The sequence below is a fragment of the Xanthomarina sp. F2636L genome (genome assembly GCF_026410195.1).
Taxonomy (GTDB): Bacteria; Bacteroidota; Bacteroidia; order Flavobacteriales; family Flavobacteriaceae; genus Xanthomarina.
Map to the genome: position 1 here is coordinate 143,135 of NZ_JAPMLM010000054.1, position 24,289 is coordinate 167,423.

15 protein-coding genes are annotated in these 24,289 nt (G+C 34.3%); 9 read left to right on the forward strand and 6 right to left on the reverse strand.

Going from position 1 to position 24,289, the window contains the following annotated elements; all coding sequences use genetic code 11:
• Nucleotides 1-17: 17 nt before the first annotated feature.
• Nucleotides 18-1,022: a lipoate--protein ligase gene (gene lplA / locus OS191_RS00950; protein ID WP_267153836.1), complete on the reverse strand. Its 1,005-nt coding sequence runs from the start codon at nt 1,020-1,022 to the stop codon at nt 18-20.
• 578 nt (nt 1,023-1,600) lie between these two features.
• Here lplA and OS191_RS00955 point away from each other — a divergent pair.
• Entirely contained in the window at nt 1,601-2,899 is a 1,299-nt protein-coding gene (locus OS191_RS00955) for a T9SS type A sorting domain-containing protein (protein WP_267153837.1), read from the forward strand.
• A gap of 406 nt (nt 2,900-3,305) precedes the next feature.
• Nucleotides 3,306-4,832 (forward strand): GH3 family acyl-acid amido synthetase, encoded by a 1,527-nt coding sequence (locus tag OS191_RS00960; protein WP_267153838.1) that lies wholly within the window; start codon nt 3,306-3,308, stop codon nt 4,830-4,832.
• On the opposite strand, the gene OS191_RS00965 is transcribed toward OS191_RS00960, so the two are convergent.
• Nucleotides 4,816-5,445: a hypothetical protein gene (locus OS191_RS00965; protein ID WP_267153839.1), complete on the reverse strand. Its 630-nt coding sequence runs from the start codon at nt 5,443-5,445 to the stop codon at nt 4,816-4,818. The genes OS191_RS00960 and OS191_RS00965 overlap by 17 nt on opposite strands.
• A 210-nt stretch (nt 5,446-5,655) precedes the next feature.
• Nucleotides 5,656-6,246: a hypothetical protein gene (locus tag OS191_RS00970; protein WP_267153840.1), complete on the reverse strand. Its 591-nt coding sequence runs from the start codon at nt 6,244-6,246 to the stop codon at nt 5,656-5,658.
• 306 nt (nt 6,247-6,552) lie between these two features.
• Between OS191_RS00970 and OS191_RS00975 the strand changes: the two genes are divergently transcribed.
• The 4 genes from OS191_RS00975 (at nt 6,553) to OS191_RS00990 (ending at nt 11,062) form a co-directional block, all read left to right on the forward strand.
• Nucleotides 6,553-7,212, forward strand: coding sequence for a succinate dehydrogenase cytochrome b subunit (locus OS191_RS00975; protein WP_267153841.1), 660 nt, complete (start codon nt 6,553-6,555; stop codon nt 7,210-7,212).
• Between the two features lie 7 nt (nt 7,213-7,219).
• Nucleotides 7,220-9,130: a fumarate reductase/succinate dehydrogenase flavoprotein subunit gene (locus OS191_RS00980; RefSeq protein ID WP_267153842.1), complete on the forward strand. Its 1,911-nt coding sequence runs from the start codon at nt 7,220-7,222 to the stop codon at nt 9,128-9,130.
• A gap of 99 nt (nt 9,131-9,229) precedes the next feature.
• Nucleotides 9,230-9,973 (forward strand): succinate dehydrogenase/fumarate reductase iron-sulfur subunit, encoded by a 744-nt coding sequence (locus OS191_RS00985; RefSeq protein WP_267153843.1) that lies wholly within the window; start codon nt 9,230-9,232, stop codon nt 9,971-9,973.
• A 252-nt stretch (nt 9,974-10,225) separates the two neighbouring features.
• A complete protein-coding gene (locus OS191_RS00990; protein WP_267153844.1) occupies nt 10,226-11,062 on the forward strand; it encodes a universal stress protein in 837 nt (278 codons plus the stop codon).
• Between the two features lie 142 nt (nt 11,063-11,204).
• On the opposite strand, the gene OS191_RS00995 is transcribed toward OS191_RS00990, so the two are convergent.
• A complete protein-coding gene (locus tag OS191_RS00995; RefSeq protein WP_267153845.1) occupies nt 11,205-13,349 on the reverse strand; it encodes a M3 family metallopeptidase in 2,145 nt (714 codons plus the stop codon).
• Between the two features lie 299 nt (nt 13,350-13,648).
• On the opposite strand from OS191_RS00995, the gene OS191_RS01000 reads away from it, so the two are divergent.
• On the forward strand, nt 13,649-15,121 hold the full coding sequence (locus tag OS191_RS01000) for a T9SS type A sorting domain-containing protein (protein ID WP_267153846.1): 1,473 nt from the start codon (nt 13,649-13,651) through the stop codon (nt 15,119-15,121).
• Nucleotides 15,122-15,363: 242 nt separating this feature from the next.
• Here the strand turns inward: OS191_RS01000 and OS191_RS01005 are convergent, their stop codons facing one another.
• The gene (locus OS191_RS01005; RefSeq protein WP_267153847.1) at nt 15,364-15,978 is read right to left on the reverse strand and encodes a response regulator; all 615 of its coding nucleotides are present in this window, start codon (nt 15,976-15,978) and stop codon (nt 15,364-15,366) included.
• 38 nt (nt 15,979-16,016) lie between these two features.
• Nucleotides 16,017-19,067 carry a ligand-binding sensor domain-containing protein gene (locus OS191_RS01010; protein ID WP_267153848.1) on the reverse strand — a complete coding sequence of 1,017 codons (3,051 nt, stop codon included), beginning with the start codon at nt 19,065-19,067 and terminating at the stop codon, nt 16,017-16,019.
• A 255-nt stretch (nt 19,068-19,322) separates the two neighbouring features.
• Here OS191_RS01010 and OS191_RS01015 point away from each other — a divergent pair, with 255 nt between their 5' ends.
• Together OS191_RS01015 and OS191_RS01020 are read left to right on the forward strand one after the other, a co-directional pair.
• The gene (locus OS191_RS01015) at nt 19,323-23,741 is read left to right on the forward strand and encodes an immunoglobulin domain-containing protein (RefSeq protein ID WP_267153849.1); all 4,419 of its coding nucleotides are present in this window, start codon (nt 19,323-19,325) and stop codon (nt 23,739-23,741) included.
• Between the two features lie 12 nt (nt 23,742-23,753).
• The coding region (locus tag OS191_RS01020; RefSeq protein WP_267153850.1) for a hypothetical protein at nt 23,754-24,289 on the forward strand (536 nt) is incomplete at its 3' end.

Sequence of the window (24,289 nt, forward strand, 5' to 3'; positions counted from 1 at the left end):
CAATTTTTATTTTTAAACTATTCAAAATCATTGCCATATATCAGATCCAGGAATTCTGATTTTGTAAGCTTTCCAAAATAGTCTTCAAGAGACAAACTTTTTAGTTTTTTGTCAATTTCGGTTTTATCATAGGCGACACCTATTAAAAGATTTTCAATATCTGCAACAGGTTTTTTGCCAAAAAAGTCACCAAAAATAGTTGCTTCTGTAATATGTCCCTTTTCCACAAAAATGCGTAAATCTATTTCTCCAACAGAAAAACGCTTGTTGCGTTGGATGTTAAATTTAGGCGAACGTCCAAAATTCCAATCCCATAAATCGTATTTCTCAGCCTTTAATTGGTGCACGCCTTGCCATTCGGCTTCAGTTAATTTATAGGTTTCAAAAGGTTCACTGGCTTCGTATAAACCATGAAGGAGTTGTTTTTTGAAATCGGACATTGTTATTGGCGAACTTAAAAACTCACTAATGTTAGCTACGCGACTTCTAACAGATTTATGACCTTTAGAAGCTATTTTGTTCATTTTAACTTGTAGGGCTTTCACTACTTCACTCATGTCTGTGTCTAAAAGTAAGGTGCCATGACTTATCATCCGTTTTCCAGTTGAAAATTGGGCTGTACCAGAAATTTTCTTGTCGTTAACCAAAATATCATTTCGTCCTTTCAATTCAGCTGAAACCCCCATGCTGTTTAATACCCTAATTACTGGTGCCGTAAATTTTTTAAAGTTACTAATGCTTTTCCCATCATGGTTGGTTATAAAACTAAAATTTAAATTCCCTAAATCGTGATAAACAGCGCCACCACCAGAAATTCTACGGACAACATGAATGCCTTTTTCGTCGACATATTCATAATTAATCTCCTCTAATGTGTTTTGGTTTCTGCCAATAATAATAGCAGGTTCGTTGATGTAAAATAAGAGGTAATCTGTGGTTGCATCAAAATGTCTCAGCGCATATTCTTCTAATGCCAGATTTAATTTTGGATTGGTGTGGCCTTCATTATCTATAAAAATCATTGGGATGTCTTGTTTAGTCTTTTACAAAGATAAAAAAATGGAATGGAAGCTATTTGGTTCTTGATAAAAATTCCATTTCAACCATTATTAGTTTTGGAGGTCAATTTAACTACCGCTTTTACAACTATGTTCATACATGACACAGCATGTCATACACTAAACTAATGATGTGAATTATATTTGTACCATGAATTAGAAACATATATGATTTCTAAATAAAAGTTTTTTAAGTGTTATAATAAAAGTAAAGCCAAGTTTGATTAATAGCGTTTTTTAGATTTTTGGTTATTTTTTAAAGGGTCTTGCAGCAATGTGAGACCCTTTTTTGTTTAGCAGGATATTATTGATTTGGTATATTTAATTTTTTATTTACGTTAAGTATTCGATCTAAGATTATTTTAAATGAACAATGTGCTATTTAAAATGATAGGTTTTTATGTCTTTATAGTGAGAAAGTAAAACGCATGTGTTTTAAATTTGACAAAATACATCTAAAGGGTATTCTGTTAAAAATCAATTACTTAAAAAAATATAGGTTTTATTTTTATAACTTGTAGTTTAATCTAATTTCGAAGCTCATGAAAATAATTACTTTTTTACTTGTCTTAGTAACTTTTGGAATACAAGCTCAGACCTTTCCAAGTCCATACTGCAGCATGGCAGATGCTGCAAGTACTACGGTTGAAGAATTTACGGCCCTTCATTTTGCAGATTATGGCATCACAAATACAGATACCTCTTCCGTGCTGATAGATAAAACCACGACCGTAATTGATGTGACACGAGGTACGGTTTATTCGTTTGATGCAAGTGGAAACACTTATGGTGATTTTGATAATAATATCGTTGCCTTTATCGATTGGAACCACAATGACGTTTTAGATGATGCAGGCGAAATCTATGAGGTAGGAACCCTTACCAACTCTTCAGGAGATGATGGTGTCTACGTGAGCATGAATATTTCAGTACCACCAGATGCTGCTATTGGAAGCACCAGAATTAGAATAACCAAGGTATATACAGATGATTATACGACAGCAGTAATAGATCCGTGCGCGATTTCTATGGAAATTCCTGGCTATGGTATTTTTCCAGGCTATGGACAAGCTTTAGATTTTATTTTGGAAGTCAATGGGAATTTTCCAAGTCCGTATTGTGCAATTATTAATGCTACCGATGTGCCTGTTGAAGAGATTACAACCGTTAATTTTGCCGGAACTAGCATTTCGAATACCATCACATATACTGTTTTAATAGACGAAACGGCTAGTGTTGTTGATGTGGCAGGAGGTGAGACCTATACTCTAGAAGTATCTGGAAACACTCATGGGGATTCAGAAAATAATATCGTTGCTTTTATTGATTGGAACCAAAACTATATTTTAGATGATGCCGGTGAAATATACGACATAGGAACTCTTAGCAACTCCACCGGAAGTGATGGCATTTCTGTTTCTTTAGATATTACAGTGCCCACGGATGCCGTTTTAGGAACTACACGAATTAGAATCATAAAATCAGATACAAACGAGACATATCCTATAGATTTTGATCCATGTAATATTTTCTTGGGAACTGGACCAGGTTATGGACAAGGTCTAGATTTTACCTTGAATATCATGCCATTAAGTATCGAAACGTTTGATATACATGCCTTATCCGTTTATCCAATTCCTGTAAATGATGTTTTAAATGTTAAATACAAATCTGCTTTGAGTGCAGTAAAAATATACAATCTGTTAGGTCAAGAAGTTTACGTAGAAAATGCAGCAGCCTCTCATTTGCAAGTAGATGTGTCTTCGCTTCGTGCTGGGGCATATATAGTGAAAGTATATGTTGAAGAAGCGATTCATAGTTTCAGGATTCTCAAACAATAGGTAAATAATATTTCATTTTAAAATACATCTAAACTGAACAAGAGGTCTATTTTGTTCAGTTTTTTTGTTTCAAAAAGTTTCATTTAAACTGGGTTAAAGAATTATAGTAGTAAATGAGATCGTCATAGACTAACTACTTTATACATATTAGATGAAAGTAAACTGTATGACAAACTAACAATAAACATCTTGAAGCATTTTTCTTGTTACAAACAACAACAGTGTTCTAAATCAGAAATTAACAGCATAAAAGTGACTCCGATTGTCTTTTTAGAATATGAGAATATTATGTTAATTTGGTTTTTGCTTTAGCAACTTTATTCTAATTTGCAGATATCTCACTTTTTACAGACATACATCCTATATGTAATTAGCGATTATTTTTAAAACTAAAAATTCTGATATTATGGCCATACTCGGAAACATTATCAAAGGTGTTATTGATATAAAAGATTCATTTTCTTCAGAGATAGTACCTGTTGAAGCTCAAAAAAAGGTCTTAAAAGAACTGCTTGATAAAGCAAAAGACACACAGTTTGGACAACACTACAACTTCCAATCTATTTTGGAGTCTGAAGATGTAGAGAAGGCATTTTCAAAGCAAGTTCCGTATTTCGATTATAACAAGATCCATGAAGCATGGTGGTTTAAACTTCAAGAAGGCGAAGAAAACGTGACTTGGCCAGGACATCCTAATTACTTTGCACTAAGTTCAGGAACCACAGGAAAAACCAGTAAGCGTATTCCGGTAACCGATGAGATGATTGAAGCCATTAAGCAGGCTGGAATCAATCAAGTGTTTTCTCTAAGTCATTTTGATTTTGAAGCCAATTTTTTCGAAAAGGAAATCATGATGCTAGGTAGTTCTACCAATTTACAAGAAAAAGGCAATCACTTAGAAGGAGAAATTAGTGGCATTACAGCAAGTAATATTCCTTTTTGGTTTCGAGCTTATTATAAGCCAGGCGAAGATATTGCTAAAATTGACGACTGGGATGAACGCGTGCTACACATTGCAGAAAACGCTAGAAATTGGGATATTGGTGCCTTAAGTGGCATTCCATCATGGATGGAGTTGATGATGCAGAAAGTGATAGCGCATCACCAATTAAATCACATCCATGAGATTTGGCCTAATCTTCAAGTTTTTACCTCTGGAGGGGTTGCTTTTGGCCCATATCAGAAAAGTTTTAATGCGCTTTTGGGGCATCCCATCACTGTAATTGATACCTATTTGGCGTCAGAAGGTTTTTTGGCATTTCAGGCAAGACCAGAAACAGATGCCATGCAATTAGTAACAGATAATGGGATTTATTTTGAATTTGTGCCTTTTAAACCAGAATATATTCGTGAAGATGGCTCCTTAGTTGCAGATGCACCTTCAGTTTCCTTAAAAGACGTAACATTACATCAAGATTATGTTTTAATCATTAGTACCGTTAGTGGCGCTTGGCGCTATGAAATTGGCGATACCATCGAGTTTACAGATGTGGAACGGGCAGAAATTAAAATTACCGGTCGCACCAAGTTTTTCTTAAACACCGTTGGCTCGCAATTATCTGTGAATAAAATGGATGATGCCTTACAAGTATTAGAAAACAAATTCTCAACCAAAATTCCTGAATATACTATTTGTGCCAAACGTTGCGAAGATGATGAATTTTACCATTGTTGGTATCTTGGTACTGAGGATGATTTAAACTCTGAAGAAGTTGCCCAAGCCTTAGATGGATTTTTAAAGGAAGCCAATAAAAATTATAAAGTAGCTAGAAGTAAGGCTTTAAAAGGAGTTCGTGTGAAATTAATTTCACCAAACCTGTTTCATGAATGGAATGGAGCAAATAAGAAAAAAGGTGGACAGGTTAAAATGGAACGTGTTATGAACGAAGAGACATTCCAGCAATGGGAAGATTTTGTCAATTTAGAGAAGTAGTTTCAGCTGCTTCCGGAACTTCGCCATCACGTTTGTTAACAATATCCATAATTTCTTCGGGCGATAAATAATACTTCTCAATCCGAAGTTTATACGAAGGGGTGATTTCCGAATTATTGAGAATAAAATCCTTAGTTTTTAAAATATAAGATTCCATCCCTTGGGCAACAGCAAAGGTGTCTGCAGCACGTTCCGCTTCAATAATATGAGAGTCTGAAAGCAGGTATTTAATTCCGAAACCAATCAGATTCATATTGCTACGGTTTTGATAATCCATAATATGCCCAAACTCATGACCAATCCAGCCAATTAAAATATCTGAAGGGATATCTTTTGTAGAAAATTCCTTATCCGAAATTTTAAATTTCTCACTAATTAAAATAATATATTCCCTGTTCGTTTTAGATTTGAAGAGACTGCCAAATTTAGGCTGTGCCTGCATGGTCGATTTCTTGATGTTTTTCTTAAACTTAATTTCAATGTCCACATCCTTTAGCTTTGGATAAAAATCTAAAGCAGTTTTTACTTCTTTTTCAATAGAATTAGGAAATTGTACCTGAGCGTATTCGTTCATGGAGTTTGTAAATAGAATTAGAAATATGATGCGTTTCATAGTCTATACAGTATAATAATTTTTTTTTAGACTCTTGTAGACTTTGGAGAATAATTAACATTCTTGCATTGGAAGCTGCCATGCAAATTGCAAGAGTCTATAAAGGAAAAGCTATGTCTTAGAATTTACTTTCGTTTCATTATTAGGGTTAGCATCTGTAGCTTGTCAACCCTATAGATGGCTTCATCTAAAAACAATTTTTATTAGGAACTAATTTTTTGTTGCTGGTGTAATCATAATATGCGAACGATGGGTGTTGGCGTCCATTAACCAGGGCATTCCAGGCAATCCAGGTTGGGTAGGTAAACCGGTTTCTTCCCCTGTCATATATGGACGGTATAAGACATATCTAATCTTACTGTTTTTTAATTCTCCATTTTCAAAATTATAATCTTTCTGGCTTCCAGTAACCACATAAACAGCAGCTGGTTCTTTTGGCATAACCAAAGTACCTGCATCGATTTCTATTTTACGAATGTTTCGTTTTTCTACTTCCGAGTTTCCGTTGGCAAGAAGTTCACGACCTCTAGCCATATAGGGTTCTAATTTGTCACTATAGCAAGACACACTTATACCATCTTTATTAGGGTTGTCTGCTAAACAGATCATTTCGTTTGTACCTTCACGTAACGTTATAAGCTCACCTTTTTGGTTATATCCTAATATTTTTGCGCCATTTTGATACATGTCAGGGCAAGCAAGAACTGCTGTTTTTATCTGACTTTCGGCAGAGGGAATTGGAGACTGTCCCATGACAGAAGAAAAACAAATGAAGAATGATAAAAGAAATAAATGTTTCATAATGGTTGTTTTTAAATGGACTGCTTAAGATACAAAATTTATAAGAAATGGGGGAGTGTTTAAAGGAGTATCTTGCTTATTCTTCCTGTGAAGTGCTCATGCTAAAATTCTTCTAAACTAGAAAAGAGGATGCCATTCTTTAGCTTAAAAATCTTTTTAAATCCTTATATTAGTCTCAATTAATCAGTTGATTTTTAATAATACTTGACAACGTATTCTGAAAATAAATCTATCCATTTAAATGAATAAATAATATGCGCAACATACTTGTTTCCATAATCCTTAATCCTAGTAAAAATTATTGCTATGAGCATGTTTTTTAGAAAAAGTATTCTAGCTGCTACAGGATTGTTTCTATGCATTTTCCTGTTGGTTCATTTGTCGGCAAATGCTCTCTTATTACTGCCTGAAACTACAGCCCGAGGTTTGTATAATGGGTATTCCACAACCTTAAGAGAAAGTTTAGTTATTAAAATAGTTGCTTATTTATTATATCTGTCCCTTATTTTTCATGTAGTATATGCAGGCATTGTCACATATAAGAATCGCCAATCTAAAGGTAATCCCTATGTTATGAACCATAAGACTGAAACCAGTACTTGGGCGTCTCAAAACATGGGAGTTTTGGGAATGCTTATTTTGATTTTTATTGTGGTCCATCTCGTCAATTTTTGGGCGAGAGTAAAATTAGGAATAGGTGAAACAGTGAGGACGGATGTGGCTGGGAATTTAGACGTCTATGAAGTGACTTATACCTTGTTCCATAATATCTATTACGTGCTTTTTTATTCTGTTTTGATGCTTCCCCTGGGTTTTCATTTGCATCACGGATTACAATCGGCTTTTAAAACATTGGGCTTTTATCATAAAAAGGGATTAGCTGTACTAGCTAAAATATCGCTTATTTATGCCATTATTATGAGTGTAGGTTTTGCAATTATTCCCATAATCGTTTATTTCAAATAGCTAAAACATGACATTAGATTCAAAAATTCCAGCAGGTAGATTGGAGGATAAATGGACAAGTTATCAGGCAAAATCCCATTTAATTAATCCGGCTAATAAAAAGAAACTCAACATCCTTGTTGTAGGATCCGGATTGGCAGGAGCGGGGGCTGCTGCAACCTTAGCAGAGTTAGGCTATCAGGTTCAATGCTTTTGCTATCAAGATTCTCCACGAAGAGCGCATTCTGTGGCCGCCCAAGGAGGAATAAATGCTGCAAAAAACTATCAGCATGATGGGGATAGCGTTTGGCGTATGTTTTACGATACCTTAAAAGGAGGAGATTTTAGATCCCGAGAAGCCAATACCTACCGACTGGCAGAACTATCTGCACCTTTAATAGATCATTTTGTGCAACAAGGCGTTCCTTTTGCTCGAGAATATGGAGGCGTATTGGCTAATAGAAGTTTTGGTGGGGTACAAGTTCAGCGGACCTTTTATGCCAGAGGACAAACGGGACAACAATTATTATTGGCGGCTTATTCACAATTATCAAAAATGATTCGCGCTAAAAAAGTGGCGATGTTTGCCCGGCATGAAGTCTTAGATATTGTGGTTATTCAAGGCAAAGCCAAAGGCGTGATTGCCCGAGATTTGGCTACAGGAGAGATTAAACGGTTTGCAGCCGATGCTGTGGTACTTGCCACTGGCGGATATTCGCGGGTGTTTAGATTATCCACTTTAGCCATTGGCTGTAACGGGAGTGCTATTTGGAAAGCACATAAAAGAGGGGCTTATTTTGCAGCACCTAGCTTTACGCAAATTCACCCAACAGCTTTACCACAAACCAGTGAGTCGCAGTCCAAACTGACATTAATGTCCGAGTCTCTTAGAAACGATGGACGTATTTGGGTTCCTAAGAAAAAAGACGATAACAGACAAGCAAAGGACATCCCCGAAGAAGAGCGGGATTATTATCTAGAAAGACGCTATCCGAGTTTTGGAAACCTGGCACCTAGAGATATTGCATCGCGTGCCGCCAAAGAACGTATAGATGCCGGTTATGGCGTAGGACAATTAAAAAATGCCGTGTACTTAGATTTTAAGCATGCCATTAACAAACTTGGGAAAGATGTGATTCAAGATAAATATGGGAACCTGTTTAGCATGTACGAGAAAATTACTGGTATCAACGCTTATGAAGAGCCGATGAAGATTTCGCCAGCAGCACATTTCTCCATGGGAGGGCTGTGGGTAGATTACGAATTAATGACCAGCATTCCAGGTTTATATGCCATAGGGGAGTGTAATTATTCCGATCATGGGGCTAACCGATTAGGCGCAAACTCTTTACTGCAAACCAGTATCGATGGGTATTTTATTCTGCCCAATACCATCAATAACTATTTGGAAGGAGAATTGAAAGAAACCCGTCCAGACGTTAATCATCCAGAATTTGTAAAAGTGGAAGATGAGGTTAAGTCGCAAATCGGTAAAATACTAGCTATTAATGGACATCGTACGACAGACGATTTTCACCGGGAATTAGGAAAAGTGATGTGGCAAGAATGTGCTATGAGTAGAAATAAAAAAGGGTTGGAAAAAGCGATTCTTCAAATTAAAGAAATTAAAGACGCATTCTGGAAAGAGGTTAAGGTCACAGGACATGATAATGAAATGAATCCCGAATTAGAAAAAGCTTTACGCCTGGCAGATTTTATTGAATTAGCCATTCTTATGTGTACAGATGCCTTAGAGCGCAACGAATCTTGTGGGGCTCATTTTAGAGAAGAATATCAGACGGAAGACGGAGAAGCGATGCGTAATGATGAAGATTATAAGTATGTATCTGTTTGGGAGTACGATGCTGGAGACTTTAAGTTGCACAAGGAAGTTTTAGAGTTTGAATATGTTCAGCCAACGGTAAGAAGTTATAAATGACAAGAAGATAAAACGAGCGTGTTCGAACTATTAATATTGCAAGGAATCGGGTGGGTAGCGAATAACCTATGACCATTAAAGAACAAGTAACAAAAACACATGAAAATAACATTTAAAATATGGAGACAGGAGGGAGCCAATAGCGAAGGTTCTTTCAAAACCTACGATATCGATGGGCTTACAGAAGACATGTCTTTTTTGGAAGCCTTAGATCATCTCAATGAAAGGCTGGTTTTGAAAGGTGAAAAAGTTGTGGCCTTCGATCACGATTGTCGCGAAGGTATTTGCGGCCAATGCGGGGTGTTTATTAACGGTCGCGCTCATGGGCCTCACGACCATATGACCACTTGCCAATTACATATGCGAAGCTTTAAAGATGGCGAGACTATTGTGGTAGAGCCGTATCGAGCAGGAGCCTTTCCTGTTGTAAAAGATTTGGTAGTAGATAGAACTGCATTCGATAGAATTATAGAACAGGGTGCCTATATTACCGCAAAAACGGGTACAGCTGCAGAAGCCAATGCCATTCTTATCCCTAAAGAAGTCGCTGATAACTCCATGGATGTTGCAGCCTGTATAGGTTGTGGAGCCTGTGTGGCCACTTGTAAAAATGCCTCTGCAGCCTTATTTACTTCGGCAAAAATAAATCATTTAAATAAATTACCTCAAGGTCAGCCAGAAGCTCATAGACGTTTGGTGGGCATGACAGATCAAATGGCCATAGAGAATTTTGGCAGCTGCACCTTTACGGCAGCTTGCGAGGTGGAATGTCCAGCAGAGATTTCTATCAGCAGTATTGCAGAAATGAATGCCCGATATGTAAAAGCAAAACTGTTTGGTTAGTTGTTTTAACTATTGTTTAGGCAGGTTGGTGTATAGATAGGTTGCGTACTGACAGGTTGAGATTTGTTCCTACAATAAATACTATTCTTTAAACTAATTTGAATGTTTGCAGGAAGCATATTTCATATAAACGGCTTCTATTATATTCTATATTCAGTTTCGACATATTTACAGGTTTTAGGCTGATATATGTCATGGTATTTTGAGAGTTAAAGGTTTAGTTTTACATTTGAATAATAAATGAACAATATGATGAGACATCACATTTTATTACCCACCGATTTTTCAGACAATGCATGGCGTGCAGCCCAATACGCTATAAATTTATATGCCAATGAGTCCTGTACATTTTATTTTTCACATGCATGGACGTTTTTAAACACAGGTGCTAGAACACATGTTCCTGAAAGTTATTTACAACCTCTGAGAGATGAAGCGAAAGAAAAATTAATGTCGCTTAAAGATTTGGCTAAAAAGGAGAGTCAAGATAGGGACCATACATTTGAAACACTATTTTGTATTGGGTCCTTAATGGATTCTATACAAATTGCGATTAAAAAGAAACAAATAGACCTAGTTGTTATGGGTACCAAAGGAGCTACTGGAACCCAAGAATTTCTTTTCGGAAGTAATACCGTAGCTGTTATTAATAAAATGAGACAACGTCCGGTGTTATTAGTTCCAAGTAAAGCAAGGTATGAAACTCCTACTAGTTTAGTCTTTCCTACCGATTTCAATAGGTTTTACGGGGAAGAATTAAAGTCCATAAAACAATTAGCAGACTTACATACATCTAAAATTGAAATCCTTCATATTAATAAAAAAGAAGAGCTCAGTGATACACAGAATGCTAATATGGAAATGTTGGATAGCTATTTAGAAGGCTATGAGCATCATTTTAATTGGGTAACGGATAAAAAGAAAAAGGAACGAGCTATTACCAGATTTATTAAGGAAAATAATATCAATATCCTTACGATGATTAATTACGAGCATAGTTTTGTTGAAAATTTAATTAAAGAGCCTGTTATCAAAAAAATGGGCTATCATTCCATAGTGCCATTTTTGGTAATTCCACGTGTAGATTAATATCGGTTAATTTATTCTTTGTAGTAGATTCTTTAATATTTACCATAGAAAAAGTCCATTAGACAACTCGTGTTTAATGGACTTTTTTAATGTGAATATACTTTCTAAATACTAGAAATAAAGACTTATTGGACTTCTGTTATTATTTTTTGGTCACAGGAAATCCTCTGTCCCTCATTAAGGCATCAATTTCTGCATCGCGACCTCTAAACTGTCTATACGCATCGGCTGGATCCATAGCATTTCTTGGCGCAAATAAATATTTAACTAATTTATCTGCCATCTCTTTATCGTAAAAGCCATTTGGAGCATCTCTAAAAGCTTCAGAAGCATCTGCGGTCAATACATCGGCCCACATATAACCATAATAAGCTGTGGCATAACCTTCGCCAGAAAACACATGTCCAAATTGAGGCGTTCTATGACGCATTGGTAATTCTTTAGGCATGCCTAATTCGTCAAGCGTTTCACGTTCAAAAGCAGCAATGTCTATGTCTGTTGGATCTGCTAAATGTAATTTCATATCTATTAAAGCAGAAGCTAAATATTCTGTGGTTCCAAAACCTTGATTAAAGGTAGAAGCCTTCTTAATCTTCTTAACTAATTCTGCAGGAATAGGTTCTCCCGTTTTGTAGTGAACTAAGTATTTATTGATAACCTGATCTGTAGATAACCAGCGTTCTAATAACTGCGATTGGAACTCGGTATAGTCTCTAACGCCACCATTTAGAGATGGGTATTTTACATTGGAAGAAAAGAAATGCAGCGCATGTCCAAACTCATGAAAGAAGGTTGTGGCATCATCCCAGGATACTAAGACCGCTTCTCCGGGAGCTGGTTTTACAAAGTTAGAATTGTTAGAAGCCAGAACATTGGTTTCTCCTTCAAAAGAAGAATAACTTCTATAGGTAGTTGCCCAAGCTCCAGAGCGTTTTCCTACACGAGAAAACGGATCTAAATACCATAAACCAATATGTTTTCCGGAGTCTTTATCTGTAACTTCCCACACTTTTACATCTTCGTGAAACACGGGAACAGAGCCTTCTGCCACTGGTGTGAATTTATAATTAAACAATTCGCCAGCCGTAAAAAACATCGCCTCAGTTAGTTTGTCTAATTGTAAGTACTGTTTGACTTCGTCGCTATCTAAATCGTAGGTTTTTTTGCGCACTTTCTCTGCATAATATCTGTAATCCCAAGGTTCAATCGTTATCTTATCGCCAAGTTCGTTAGCTACTGTTTGCATATCGGCTACTTCTTCTTTAACACGTGCTGTTGCAGCTGGCCAAACAGCCATCATTAAATCCATAGCGTTCTCTGGAGTTTTTGCCATACGGTCTTGCAAGCGCCATTCTGCATAATTATTGTAGCCCATTAATCCCACCCGTTCTTTACGTAGTTTTAATATTTCTGCAATAATTTTTTTATTATCATACTCGTCGTTATTATCTCCTCTGGAATAGTAGTTTTCCCAAACTTGCTTACGCAATTCACGTTCTGTAGAATAGGTTAAAAACGGATCCATAGAAGAGCGTGTATTGGTAATGGCATATTTTCCGTCTTGTCCTTTGTCTGTGGCCATTTTAGCAGCCGATTTAATAAAGCTATCAGATAGACCACCTAATTGTTCTTTGTTTAAATAGGTGATATAGTTCTCTTCGTCGTGCAATACATTATTAGCAAAATCGGTATAAAGCGTCGAAAGCTCTTTGTTAATTTCGGCATAGCGTTTTTTCTTTTCGGCATCTAAATTTGCGCCATTCATTTCAAATTGCTTATAGGTTAAATCTACCACACGTTGCGCTTGTGGCTCTAAAGGATTTTCCTGAGATGCTTCGTAAACGGTTTTTATGCGTTGGAATAATTTCTCATTCTGAGAGATCTTAGACCTGAAATCTGAAAGTTTAGGAGCCAGTTCTGATTGCACCGCTCTAAATTCTGGTGAAGACTTATTACTGGACATGATACCATAATAAGTAAATACGCGATCGAGTGTTTTTCCAGCACGTTCCATAGCCACCAAAGTGTTTTCGAAGGTTGGAGCATCTGGATTATTTGCAATAGTTTCAATTTCAGCAAGTTGTTCTGTCATGCCTTCTTCTACAGCAGATTTTATGGCATCTACAGTCATCTTATCGAAAGCAGGAACGCCTTCATAAGGACCGGTCCACTCTTGAGTTAATATGTTTTCCTTCATTGTTTTTTCAGGGGTTTTAGGGTCTTCTTTACAGCTTGCAAATAAAACCAGACTACATAAAACAGTTGTTTTTATGCTTTTAGAAATCATAATTATAGGTTTTTAATGTTTTAAAAAATAGGACGTATTTAAACAAGAGAGCAAGATAAGGAAATTAAAAGGAAGTGTCTTTATTCTTCCAAAGGAGAACGTTTGTTTTTAGATGCTGGTTGCTTCATTAATTATTTTTTTATAAGACAGATAAAATAGACGGTAATTTTTGTTTCATATTATATTTGGATATGTAAACAAGGATAAAATAAATAATGACTAAGAGTCAGTTTAATCCTTTTTTTATTCTCTGAATCCTCAATAATCCGTAATTTTGACCAAATAAAAACTAAAATATTATGAAACAACTATTACTCAACTTTATAGCAACTATTTGTGTTGTTGCAACGGTTTCGGCTCAGGGTTATACTACGCCAGATACCGGGATGACATATTCTTTGGATGATTTAGTTGCAGCCAGTCCTACAACTATTTCAGTATCGGGAACGACCTATACTCTAGTAGACGATTTGACTATTTCAGAAACAGATATCTTTCAAATACAATCAGATGTCACATTGGAAATTGGAGCAGATATACGCATCACTATTTTTGGAAGCTTTCATGTGGATGCAAATAATGTAATTATTACGGCTATCGATCCAGCTGCACCTTATGATGGTTTTCGTTTTGAAGAGTTTTCAGATATCAACATTCAAAATGCAACCATAGAGTATGGTGGTGGTTTGCGAGTGTTAACAGAAACCTTCACCATTAATAATAGTACTTTAAGTAATAATGTGTCGGGAGTTTCAACAGGGGGAGTTATATCGCTTTCCCGAGGTATGGCTCAGATTACCAACAATACTTTTACGTTTAATCAGACGCCAGCCGTTAGTTCTGGTGCTAATAGTGGGGTGTCTCCATATATCTATAACAATTATATGGAAGGGAATAATCAAGCCAATTCCAACCGACCTCAAATAAACATGGGTACAACGATGGTTGCAGAACCGATTCAAATAATTCAGAATACCATTATAGGAGATCGTGCTTTAGATATGGTAGGGGGTATTGCCGTGGCGAATTTAGTAGGAGGTAACGTCAATGCTATTATTGATGATAACATTATTAGAGACAACCGCTATGGCCTTACAGTCGTAGGGAATAACTCTTTTGCTTATATTAGAAATAACATCATAGAAGATAATGATACACAAGGAAACCCAAATTTGGGTGGCAGTGGAATGTCATTAAACACCTCTTCTGCAGGCATGGAAGTGATTGCAAGTGGGAATCAAATCCGTCGTAATCTGTGGGGGATTACCGTTATTGGACAAGCCTCTATCAACTTGGGTGATGGTGCTGGGAACATTGGGGAAAATGTATTTTCTGAAAATGGAAACGGAGGAGTTACTTATGCACTTTACAATAATACAGGAAACGATTTAATGGCGATGAATAATTGCTGGGATGAAACCAACTTGCCTAATACGCTTGCAGATGCTGAAGGCGTGATTGTGCATCAAAACGACATTTCAAGTTTAGGTTTAGTCACTTTTGATCCTGTTAATTGCGGATTTTTAAGTGTTGAAGAGCAGCGTTTGAATGAAGTAGCAATTTATCCAAACCCTACTAACGGACAAGTGAAATTGACTAATAACACTTCGTTTCAGAAAATGAATGTTTATAGTATGGATGGAAAATTAGTCTTAGAGAAAAGCCTTCAAAGTGGCACCAATGACATGTATCTGGACCTGAGTGCTGGTATTTATGTTTTAGAATTGCATGGTAAAAACTCAAGAGCTATTAAAAAACTAGTGATTAAGTAGTGTTTAACAACTTATTAATATTAAAAAGCTCCATCAAAAGATGGGGCTTTTATTTTTATAAGTATAAGGATATGCCTTTAGAGGTGTTCCTGTTTATATCAGTACATTCAATTTTAATGATTAAAAAAGGATTTGTTTTTCTAATATAGACATTCAAAAATTACTTATTTAAAATAAAAAAGTAATAATTGTCTAAGCTATAGTAATTGAGTTTATTTAAATAAGTCGTATGTAGATTAAATTTAACGCAGTTCAAACAGTCTGGTAGAGAGTGTAAAATTAATTAGTTCTCCTACAGTTTTAAGATTGAGTTTTTTTCTGATATTTTTTTTATGCTGCTCAACAGTATTGGTAGATATGTTTAATAATTCTGCAATCTCTTTACTTAGTTTTCCGCTTGATAAGACGATTAAAATTTCTTTTTCTCTAGAAGTTAGTAAGTTTAATTTAACTGTATTTTCCTCACTTTTATTAATGTTATTAATGTCTTTTTTAAAATTTAAAAGGGCGAGATTAATAGTAGCAATTAATTGATTATTATTATAGGGTTTTAAAATAAAGGCAAATGGCATTGTCTTTTCAGCTCTTTTTATAATATCCTTATCAGAGTATGCAGTTAAATAAACAACAGGTGTTTTTTTTATTTTAGAAAACTCTTCTATAATATCTATACCATCTTTATGGCTGTTTAAATTAATATCTGAAATAATTAAATGATAATTATTCTGGAGGTAATAAGTTAATGCTGTTTGATAGTTTTTTGCAATATCTACTTCAGCATAATTGTTTTTGCCAAGTAAGGTCTTAATATCTTTGGCAATAATAAATTCATCTTCAATAAGAAGTATATTTAACATTTAAGTTTGGGTATAAATATATGCTTCTAAGGTATAAGTTAAATTGGAATATTTAAAATAATTTCGGTACCATTATTTGAATTAATAAATATTGTGCCCTTTAATTGATCGACCATTTCGCTAACAAGTTCTAAACCAAGAGATTTTTTATGTTTAATTTTGGTTTTATCATAACCCTTGCCATTGTCTTTTATTACTAATTCTATTATTTTATCTTTCTTACTGCAGCTAATATGTAATCTGTTTTCTGGATTAAAATCATCGAAAGCATATTTTGTTGTATTTGTAATGAGTTCATTTAAAATTAATCCAACTAGTGTTGTGTCGACATTCTTAATAGCTATTTTCTGTAGATTATAAACGACTTTAAATTTTAGATTTTCATCATCAGATAAAGCTGAAATAACACTATTACTTATATCTCTAATAAACGTATTTAAATCTATTTTTTCCTTCTCATTGGCAATTTTATTCTCTATTTGTGAAATGGTTAAGATTCTATTTTTAGAAACTTTCAACGCGTTTATTGCTAGGTCATTGTCGATAGAGTTTGCTTGAATATTTAATAAGCTTGAAATTATTTGAAGATTGTTTTTAACCCGATGCGTTAATTCACGCATTAAAAACTTAATGTTTTTTCGTTGTTCATCGGCTTGATTATAAGCAGTTTCTAAATCTTTGTTTTTTTGACTTATTTCTTGTGTTCTTTCGTAAACAAGGCGTTCAAGTTTTAGATTATTGCTTTTTAACTTTTCTGTTTTATACTTATATAATAAAGGAACACTTAATAATAGTATAAGAATAACAATAATCCTAAAAACCCAAGTTTTATACCATGGGGGGATAATTATTAGTGTTAGCTTGACTGGACTTTCGTTCCATACTCCAGCATCATTACTAGCTTTTACTTTAAAAGTATAGGTTCCGGGATCTAGGTTTGTGTAAGTCGTACTTCTGTTTTTAGTTATTGGTCTCCAATCAAGATCAAAGCCTTCCATTTTATAGGTGTAATTACATTTTTCTGAATTTAAGTAATTTAGTGCTGCATAATTAAAAGTGATAACATTTTCATGACTTTCGAACTTGAGGGTGTCTTTAAAGATTTCGTTTTTTAGAATGGGTGTATTGAATAAATCTACTGATTCTATATAGGTTTTTGGAACAAAAGGGTTTTGCTTTATTTTATTAGGATTAAAAACATTTATCCCAGAAATCCCTCCAAAATAAAAATTGCCGAAGTCATCTTTTAAAGCCGCTTTACCATTAAACTCATTATTTTGCAATCCATCACTGGCTGTATAATTTGTAAATGAATTAGTGATAGTATTTAAAACAGAGAGTCCGTAATTTGTACTCACCCAAATGTCTTGATTGTTAATTAGGATGGTGTAAATAAAGTCGTTTGGTAAGCCTTTTTGCTTTCTGTATAATGTAGTTGTGTTTGTGTTAACATCCAGTTTGGTAAGGCCAGTACTGGTTCCAATCCAAATGTTATTATCATTATCCTCTTTGATGCTAAAAATTCTATTGCTGGTAATTTCTCTGTTAGTTTGATCATTTTCATGATACCGAGTAACCGATTTATCCTCAGCTATTTTATAAACACCTTCATCTGTTCCAAGCCAAATATTCCCTTGATTATCAACAAGGGACGTTCTTGCCCGATTAAGACGTTTGTCTTCAATTAGTTTTTCTTTAAATGTGTCTTCTAAGATGTTGTACTCATGAATCCCTCCAGACCATGTGCTCACCCAAAGCGTGTTTTTATCGATTGGAATAATATCTATAACATCATCATCAGGAAGGCCAGATATTTTTAGAAATTGATCTTGGTCTATATCATATTTTAATAAGCCAGTGGTAAAGCCACCCGTCCATACCGTATTATTTTCATCTTTAGTAATGGTATATATTAACTGGTCTTTTGTTGTTTTATACAAATGAAATTTATTTGTTAGATAGGAATATTTTACCAAACCATATTTGCTGCCAATCCAAAGCGTAGAATCTTTTCCTTTTAAAAACTGAAACGGATTTGCATTGTCAAGATTAGGATACTCGCTTAAAGCAATTTTCAGGGTTTCGAATTTTTTTTGATAGGTATTGTAGTGTATGAGACCATTCCCATCGGTTGCTATCCATACATTCCCTTTATTATCCGCAATAATTTTGTTTATCTCTATGGTCTTAAGCACATCATTATTTTGTGTTTTTATGACAATTGGAGTCATTGTATTTTTTTTATAATTAAAAATATAGAGACCGATTTCTGAACCAATATAAAAGGTATTGTTATTTAATTTATAAAAGCAATTAACACTTACTTTTAAAGGTGTTTCTGTAAATTTTTTGGTATGTGTGTTATAAATCAGTAACCCTTGTTTGGTGCCGATATAGATCTGATTTTGATGACTTAAAAAAATAATGTCATTATTATCAGTTAGTAATTTTTCATTGCTAATTTCTAATGTTTCTAGATCTAATTTTAAAATCCCTGAAGTAGAAGTTCCAAGCCAGAAGGTATTATCATTAAGACTCAATGCATCTGTAATATAGGTTTCTAATTGCGAATTAGGTAATGCTATTCTCTTAATGGATTTAGTATGTCTATTAAAGATTATAGCATGGTTTTTTACAGCGAATAAAACATATTTATTTGAAAGCTCAAAAATATTGTAAGCCGTATTTAGGTGGTTCAACCTAGGGTCTTTTATAAGTTTGAAGAATCTATTTTTAGAGGGAATGTAGCCATTAATACCTTTAGAATTAGTTGCAAACCATAGGGTGTCTCTTACAAAATAAAGATCTCTGATATGATCGTCTTCTATACTAGTAGAATCTTCTGGGTTATTTAAATAATATTTAAAATCATACCCATTGTATTTATGTAGTCCATCTTCTGTTCCAGCCCATAGATAATCCATGTCATCTAGAGTAATACTTTTTACATTTAATTGAAGCAGCCCTTGTTTTTGGCCAATATAATTACCGTGAATAGTGTCTTGAAGTATGAATTTTTGACTAAAAGCAAATTGCACAGACAGTAAGCAAAATATAAATAAAATCTTTTTATTAAAATATGCTTTCATGGGCAACATTAGTTTGCTAATCTAGCTTTGTAAGGTATTAAAATTTAAAGACTAAAAAAATACCAACTATTTGGTATTGTTTCGTGTCTCTAAAGCAAATAGATTTACAGAGCTATTAATTAGTTCTTAGGGAGAATTACTATAAGTAAGTGCTTATGCTTAATAGCGTAAGCACTTTTTGTTATAGACAGAATATAAAACTCTCACATACATATCAAGAATTTGGTATCGAACTCACTAAAAAACACTATCAAGATGAATAACTTTCTACTAAAGTACACGCTATTACTTATTTTTCTTATTCCTTCAGTAAATAACACAATGGCTCAAACAGTATCCATTCCAGATACCAATTTCGAGCAAGCCTTGATAGATCTAGGTATTGATACCAATGGATTAAATGGCAATATTTTAGAAACTGATGCGCTTGCTGTCACATCATTAAATGTTAATGATAGCAACATATCCAGTTTAGAAGGTATTGAAGGCTTCGCTAATCTAGAGGTTTTATTTTGTCAGCGAAATCAATTGACAAGCATCGATATTACACAAAACTTGGCTTTAGAAGAATTAGAATGCGAATCTAATCAATTTTCCAGCCTAGATGTTAGTCAAAATACAGCCTTACGAGTATTAGGTTGTGCACTAAATAATTTAACGAGTTTAGATGTCAGTAATAATTTGCTGTTAGAAGCTATTTGGTGTACAGATAATAATATAACTAGTTTAAATTTAGATTTAAATACTGCATTAAATGTTTATGGTTTATCTAACAACCCATTATCAGATTTGTCAATTAAAAATGGTAATAATCATAATACTGTGTATTCAGTTATGGAGAATTTACCAAATTTATCTTGCATAACTGTAGATGATGAAACGGATACGGCTACTCATGCTATATTTAATACGGATGCTGGAGTTATTTTTAGTAATAATTGTAATAACCTACTTAATGAACAACTACTAGAAAGAGAAGCTTTAATAGCTTTATATAACAGTGCAGATGGACCAAATTGGACCGATAATACTAACTGGAATACAGCAGAACCCGTGTCCACTTGGGCTGGAATAACGGTTGTAAATGGACATGTAACAAGAATCGATAAAAATAGAGGAAACTTAGTTGGTACCTTACCAGTGGAATTACAAAATTTAACCCACTTAGAATATTTACAACTTTCCAGAAATAATTTATCTGGAAGCATTCCAGATTTAACAGGGTTGACCAATTTAAGTTTTTTTAATATCAATCTCAACGATTTTCAATTTGCAGATTTTGAAAATGAGTTCGCTTCATACAACAGTAATGTTGCTAATTTTTATTGTACAGTTATGAATAAAGTGGAATTGGAAAGTGACGTTGATTTAGTAGTAGGACAAACCTATGCCATGAACATGCCAGTAATTAATGGAACTGGAGTTACTTACCAATGGTATAAAAACAATGAGCCAATTGTTGGAGAAACGGGTTTAACCTATACCATCACAAATGCCCAAGAAGGAGATGCAGGAAATTATACCTGTAAAGCCTCAAGTTCAATTGTTACAAGCTTAGAGATTGAGAGAGAAACGGTTCATATTTATCGCGAATTATTGGCTTCAGATAGAGCAGCTCTTGTGGCTTTATATAATGCAACTAACGGCCCAAGCTGGACTACTAACACCAATTGGAATACAGCAGCCCCAGTTTACCAATGGCATGGTGTAACAGTATCCGATAACCGTGTTATAGAAATAATTTTAAGCTCTAATAATCTAGTTGGTACGTTGCCAACCCAAATAGGAGATTTAGATGCACTTGAAAAAATAAACCTTAGTTTTAATCAATTAACAGGCAATATTCCTGTTGAATTAGGAAATTGTACCGGTTTAACCGAATTAACTTTATGGAATAATAATTTATCTGGGACTATTCCTTCTGAGTTAGGGAATTGTACATCGTTAATTATTTTTAGTTTAGAAGATAACCAGCTTACAGGTAATATCCCTACGTCTTTTTCTAATATAACAACCATGTTTTCTTTTTGGGTCAATGGAAATCAATTGTCAGGAGATGTACCAGATATATTTGCAAGCTGGCCAGATTTATATTATTTCTCGATAGGAGATGCTAATGGTTCAGGTTCTTATAACAACTTTACTGGAACTGTTGACTTGAGTAATAATCCAGATTTAAGAGGTTGTTGGGTAGATAACACCAATATTTCATTTTTAAATATACAAAATGGTACTAACGAAACTATCAACGTTAATCAATTAATTGCGACTAATACGCCAAATTTAACTTGCATTCAAGTGGATAACTCTGCTTATAGTGCCTTAAACTGGACTCATGTAGATCCAACTGCTAGTTTTAGCACAGACTGTAGTAATACCACAACCATTGCCATTCCAGATGCTAATTTTGAGCAAGCCTTAATCGATTTAGGCTTTGATACCAATGGCTTAAATGGCAACATTTTAGAAACCAATGCATTAGGTGTTACTCTACTTAATGTTATTGATCCAATAAATAATGAGAATCTTCCAAATGTAAATGCAGCAATCACCGATTTAACAGGAATCGAAGGCTTTACTAACCTTGTTAGTTTATATGCTAGTGATAATAGTATTAATACTATAGATGTTTCTCAAAATACTGCATTGGAGTATCTGTATCTTGCAAATAATCAGTTAACGGGATTAGATATATCAAATAATTCAAATCTTATACGATTAGTAGCTAATGATAATGCAATTACCACTTTAGATGTTACTCAAAACGTAGCTCTAGAACGACTTCAAATAGAAAATAATCAAATTTCTACTATTGATGTTACAAATAATACAGCGTTAATATTATTATATTTAGAAAATAATTTATTGACTTCAGTTGATGTGAGTCAGAATACGAGTCTTTTAAATTTGGCAGTTGGTTTTAATCCAATAACAAGTTTAGACATTACCATGCTTCCTCAATTACCTATTCTAACCACAGAAGGCACTTTAATTAGCTCATTAGATTTAAGTAACAATATTAACCTTAAACAACTTTGGGTAGCAGATAATCCAAACTTAACGAATATAGATTTATCTAATAATCCATTACTTTTTAATTTAGGAGCGTATAATACACCTATAGAAAGTTTAGATTTATCTAATAACGCGATTACTAGGTTATATGCTAACGATATGCCTAATCTTTATAGGTTAGATCTGAGTAATGGAAACAATACCAATGTTACAGACATCTTTTTAACAAATAATCCAAGTTTAGTGTGTATTTCTGTTGATGATGTAGCTTATTCTACAGCTAATTGGACAGATGTAGATGTTACTGCTTCTTTTAGTGAAGATTGTAATGGCGTATGGACTGTCTATACGCCAGATGAGAATTTCTCTGATGCCATGTCAGATTATATCACTATTATTGATGGAGATAATGATGGGGTGATTACTTACGAAGAGGCGTCGAGTTATACAGGCACTTTAGATTTTAGTAATCAAAGTATTGAAGACATTACAGGATTAGAAGCGTTTACTAGTGTGACTGAAATAAACCTTCAAGGAAATAGCATTACAGATTTAAGTGGACTTATAGATAGTGATGCTTTAATCTTAACCAGATCAGGAGAGTTTAAAACGGTTGAAAGAAGGAATTTTACTGCCCTTCAAGTTTTAAATTGTAGTAATAATAACTTGACTAGTTTAGATGTCAGTATTATAGAAACCCTTACCTCTTTAGATTGTTCTAACAACCAGCTTGAGGTGCTTAATGTAAAGAATGGTAATAATATCAATTTTACAAACTTTGATGCCTCAGGGAATCCTGGTCTATATTGTGTGTTGGTTGACGATGCTACAGTGGCAGCAACCAACTGGACAGCTATAGATGTACAATCTCAATTTAGCGACACAGATTGTTATGCGAAATTACAACCAAAAGTGTTTTTACAGGGAGCTATGCTTAACCCTGTTTCAGGAGAAGAGCATTTAATGAGGGATGATTTAAGGTCTTTAGGACACCTCCCAACAACCAGTCCATATTCAGATGGTTTAACCTGTGATGTGTCTGTATTTAATGTTACAGGAGATAATGCCATTGTAGATTGGGTTGAAGTATCCTTAAGAGATGCTTCTAATATGGAGGTTATTTTAGAATCTCGTTCAGCCCTATTACAGCGTGATGGTGATGTGGTAGATGTCGATGGTGTTTCAGGGGTAGCTTTCACCCAATGGGCTAAAGTTTATTATGTGTCATTCCATCACAGAAATCATTTAGGAATTATGTCCAACGATTCTAGTATTTTAAATTTTGTTCCAGAGGTTTATGATTTTACAGATGGAAGCATTGCTGCCTATGGTAGTCATGCACAAGTGACTCTCGATTCTGGAAATGCAGCACTATGGGCTGGTAATGTAAATGGGGATGGCCGGACCCGTTTTCAAGGCTCCGAAAATGACACGAATGTTATTAAAGACCTGGTATTGACACATCTTAATAATACATCAAATAATAACCTGTTCTTTTATTTTGGTTATGATAATGCTGATGTTGATATGGATGGAAGAATTCGTTTTCAAGGGTCTGGAAATGACTCTAATCTTATAAAGGATATCATTCTATCACATCCGGATAATACCGTTTTGAATAACCTGTTTTTTATATTAAGTCAGATTCCAAACAATTAAAAACATATCACAATGAAAAAAACTATAACAACTCTATTCGCACTACTCATATCAATGGCTGTATTTAGTCAAGGTTATGAATATAGTTTGAATTTTTTAGGAGTAAATGCAAATACAGGTAATTACCAAATAGCTTTAGTTGCAACTCCAGATTTTGAACAGGTTACGCCAGCAGCCACAGCCGATTTAGGAGCGTCTGTTTATTTACCATCAGAATTATCCATTGATAATTTTGAAACAGCAGATTCAAATTTACAATTTTTTGAATGGCAGGTAAATCAGGAAGCATCTTTCGATGGAGGGATTACAGATTTACTTTTATTGATACGTTCAGATGTTGTTCCTAATAATTTTACTCATGCAGCAGGAGAAGCCATAACACTTATTAATTTCGATATTATTAATGAAATAGAACCTGGAGTACTTCCAACGTCTGGTGAATTAATTTTTGCTGAAAATGATGATCCTATCGTAATAGATAATTATCATGAAACCTGGTTAAATATTAATTTATGGAATGGTGCTGGTACACAGAACTATTATTCAGG

What these genes read in the sequence shown, in the direction of transcription:
- lplA (WP_267153836.1), bottom strand. Translation starts at nt 1,022, where the DNA reads ATGATTTTTATAGATAATGAAGGCCACACCAATCCAAAATTAAATCTG.
- OS191_RS00955 (WP_267153837.1), top strand. Translation starts at nt 1,601, where the DNA reads ATGAAAATAATTACTTTTTTACTTGTCTTAGTAACTTTTGGAATACAA.
- OS191_RS00960 (WP_267153838.1), top strand. Translation starts at nt 3,306, where the DNA reads ATGGCCATACTCGGAAACATTATCAAAGGTGTTATTGATATAAAAGAT.
- OS191_RS00965 (WP_267153839.1), bottom strand. Translation starts at nt 5,445, where the DNA reads ATGAAACGCATCATATTTCTAATTCTATTTACAAACTCCATGAACGAA.
- OS191_RS00970 (WP_267153840.1), bottom strand. Translation starts at nt 6,246, where the DNA reads ATGAAACATTTATTTCTTTTATCATTCTTCATTTGTTTTTCTTCTGTC.
- OS191_RS00975 (WP_267153841.1), top strand. Translation starts at nt 6,553, where the DNA reads ATGAGCATGTTTTTTAGAAAAAGTATTCTAGCTGCTACAGGATTGTTT.
- OS191_RS00980 (WP_267153842.1), top strand. Translation starts at nt 7,220, where the DNA reads ATGACATTAGATTCAAAAATTCCAGCAGGTAGATTGGAGGATAAATGG.
- OS191_RS00985 (WP_267153843.1), top strand. Translation starts at nt 9,230, where the DNA reads ATGAAAATAACATTTAAAATATGGAGACAGGAGGGAGCCAATAGCGAA.
- OS191_RS00990 (WP_267153844.1), top strand. Translation starts at nt 10,226, where the DNA reads ATGAGACATCACATTTTATTACCCACCGATTTTTCAGACAATGCATGG.
- OS191_RS00995 (WP_267153845.1), bottom strand. Translation starts at nt 13,349, where the DNA reads ATGATTTCTAAAAGCATAAAAACAACTGTTTTATGTAGTCTGGTTTTA.
- OS191_RS01000 (WP_267153846.1), top strand. Translation starts at nt 13,649, where the DNA reads ATGAAACAACTATTACTCAACTTTATAGCAACTATTTGTGTTGTTGCA.
- OS191_RS01005 (WP_267153847.1), bottom strand. Translation starts at nt 15,978, where the DNA reads ATGTTAAATATACTTCTTATTGAAGATGAATTTATTATTGCCAAAGAT.
- OS191_RS01010 (WP_267153848.1), bottom strand. Translation starts at nt 19,067, where the DNA reads ATGAAAGCATATTTTAATAAAAAGATTTTATTTATATTTTGCTTACTG.
- OS191_RS01015 (WP_267153849.1), top strand. Translation starts at nt 19,323, where the DNA reads ATGAATAACTTTCTACTAAAGTACACGCTATTACTTATTTTTCTTATT.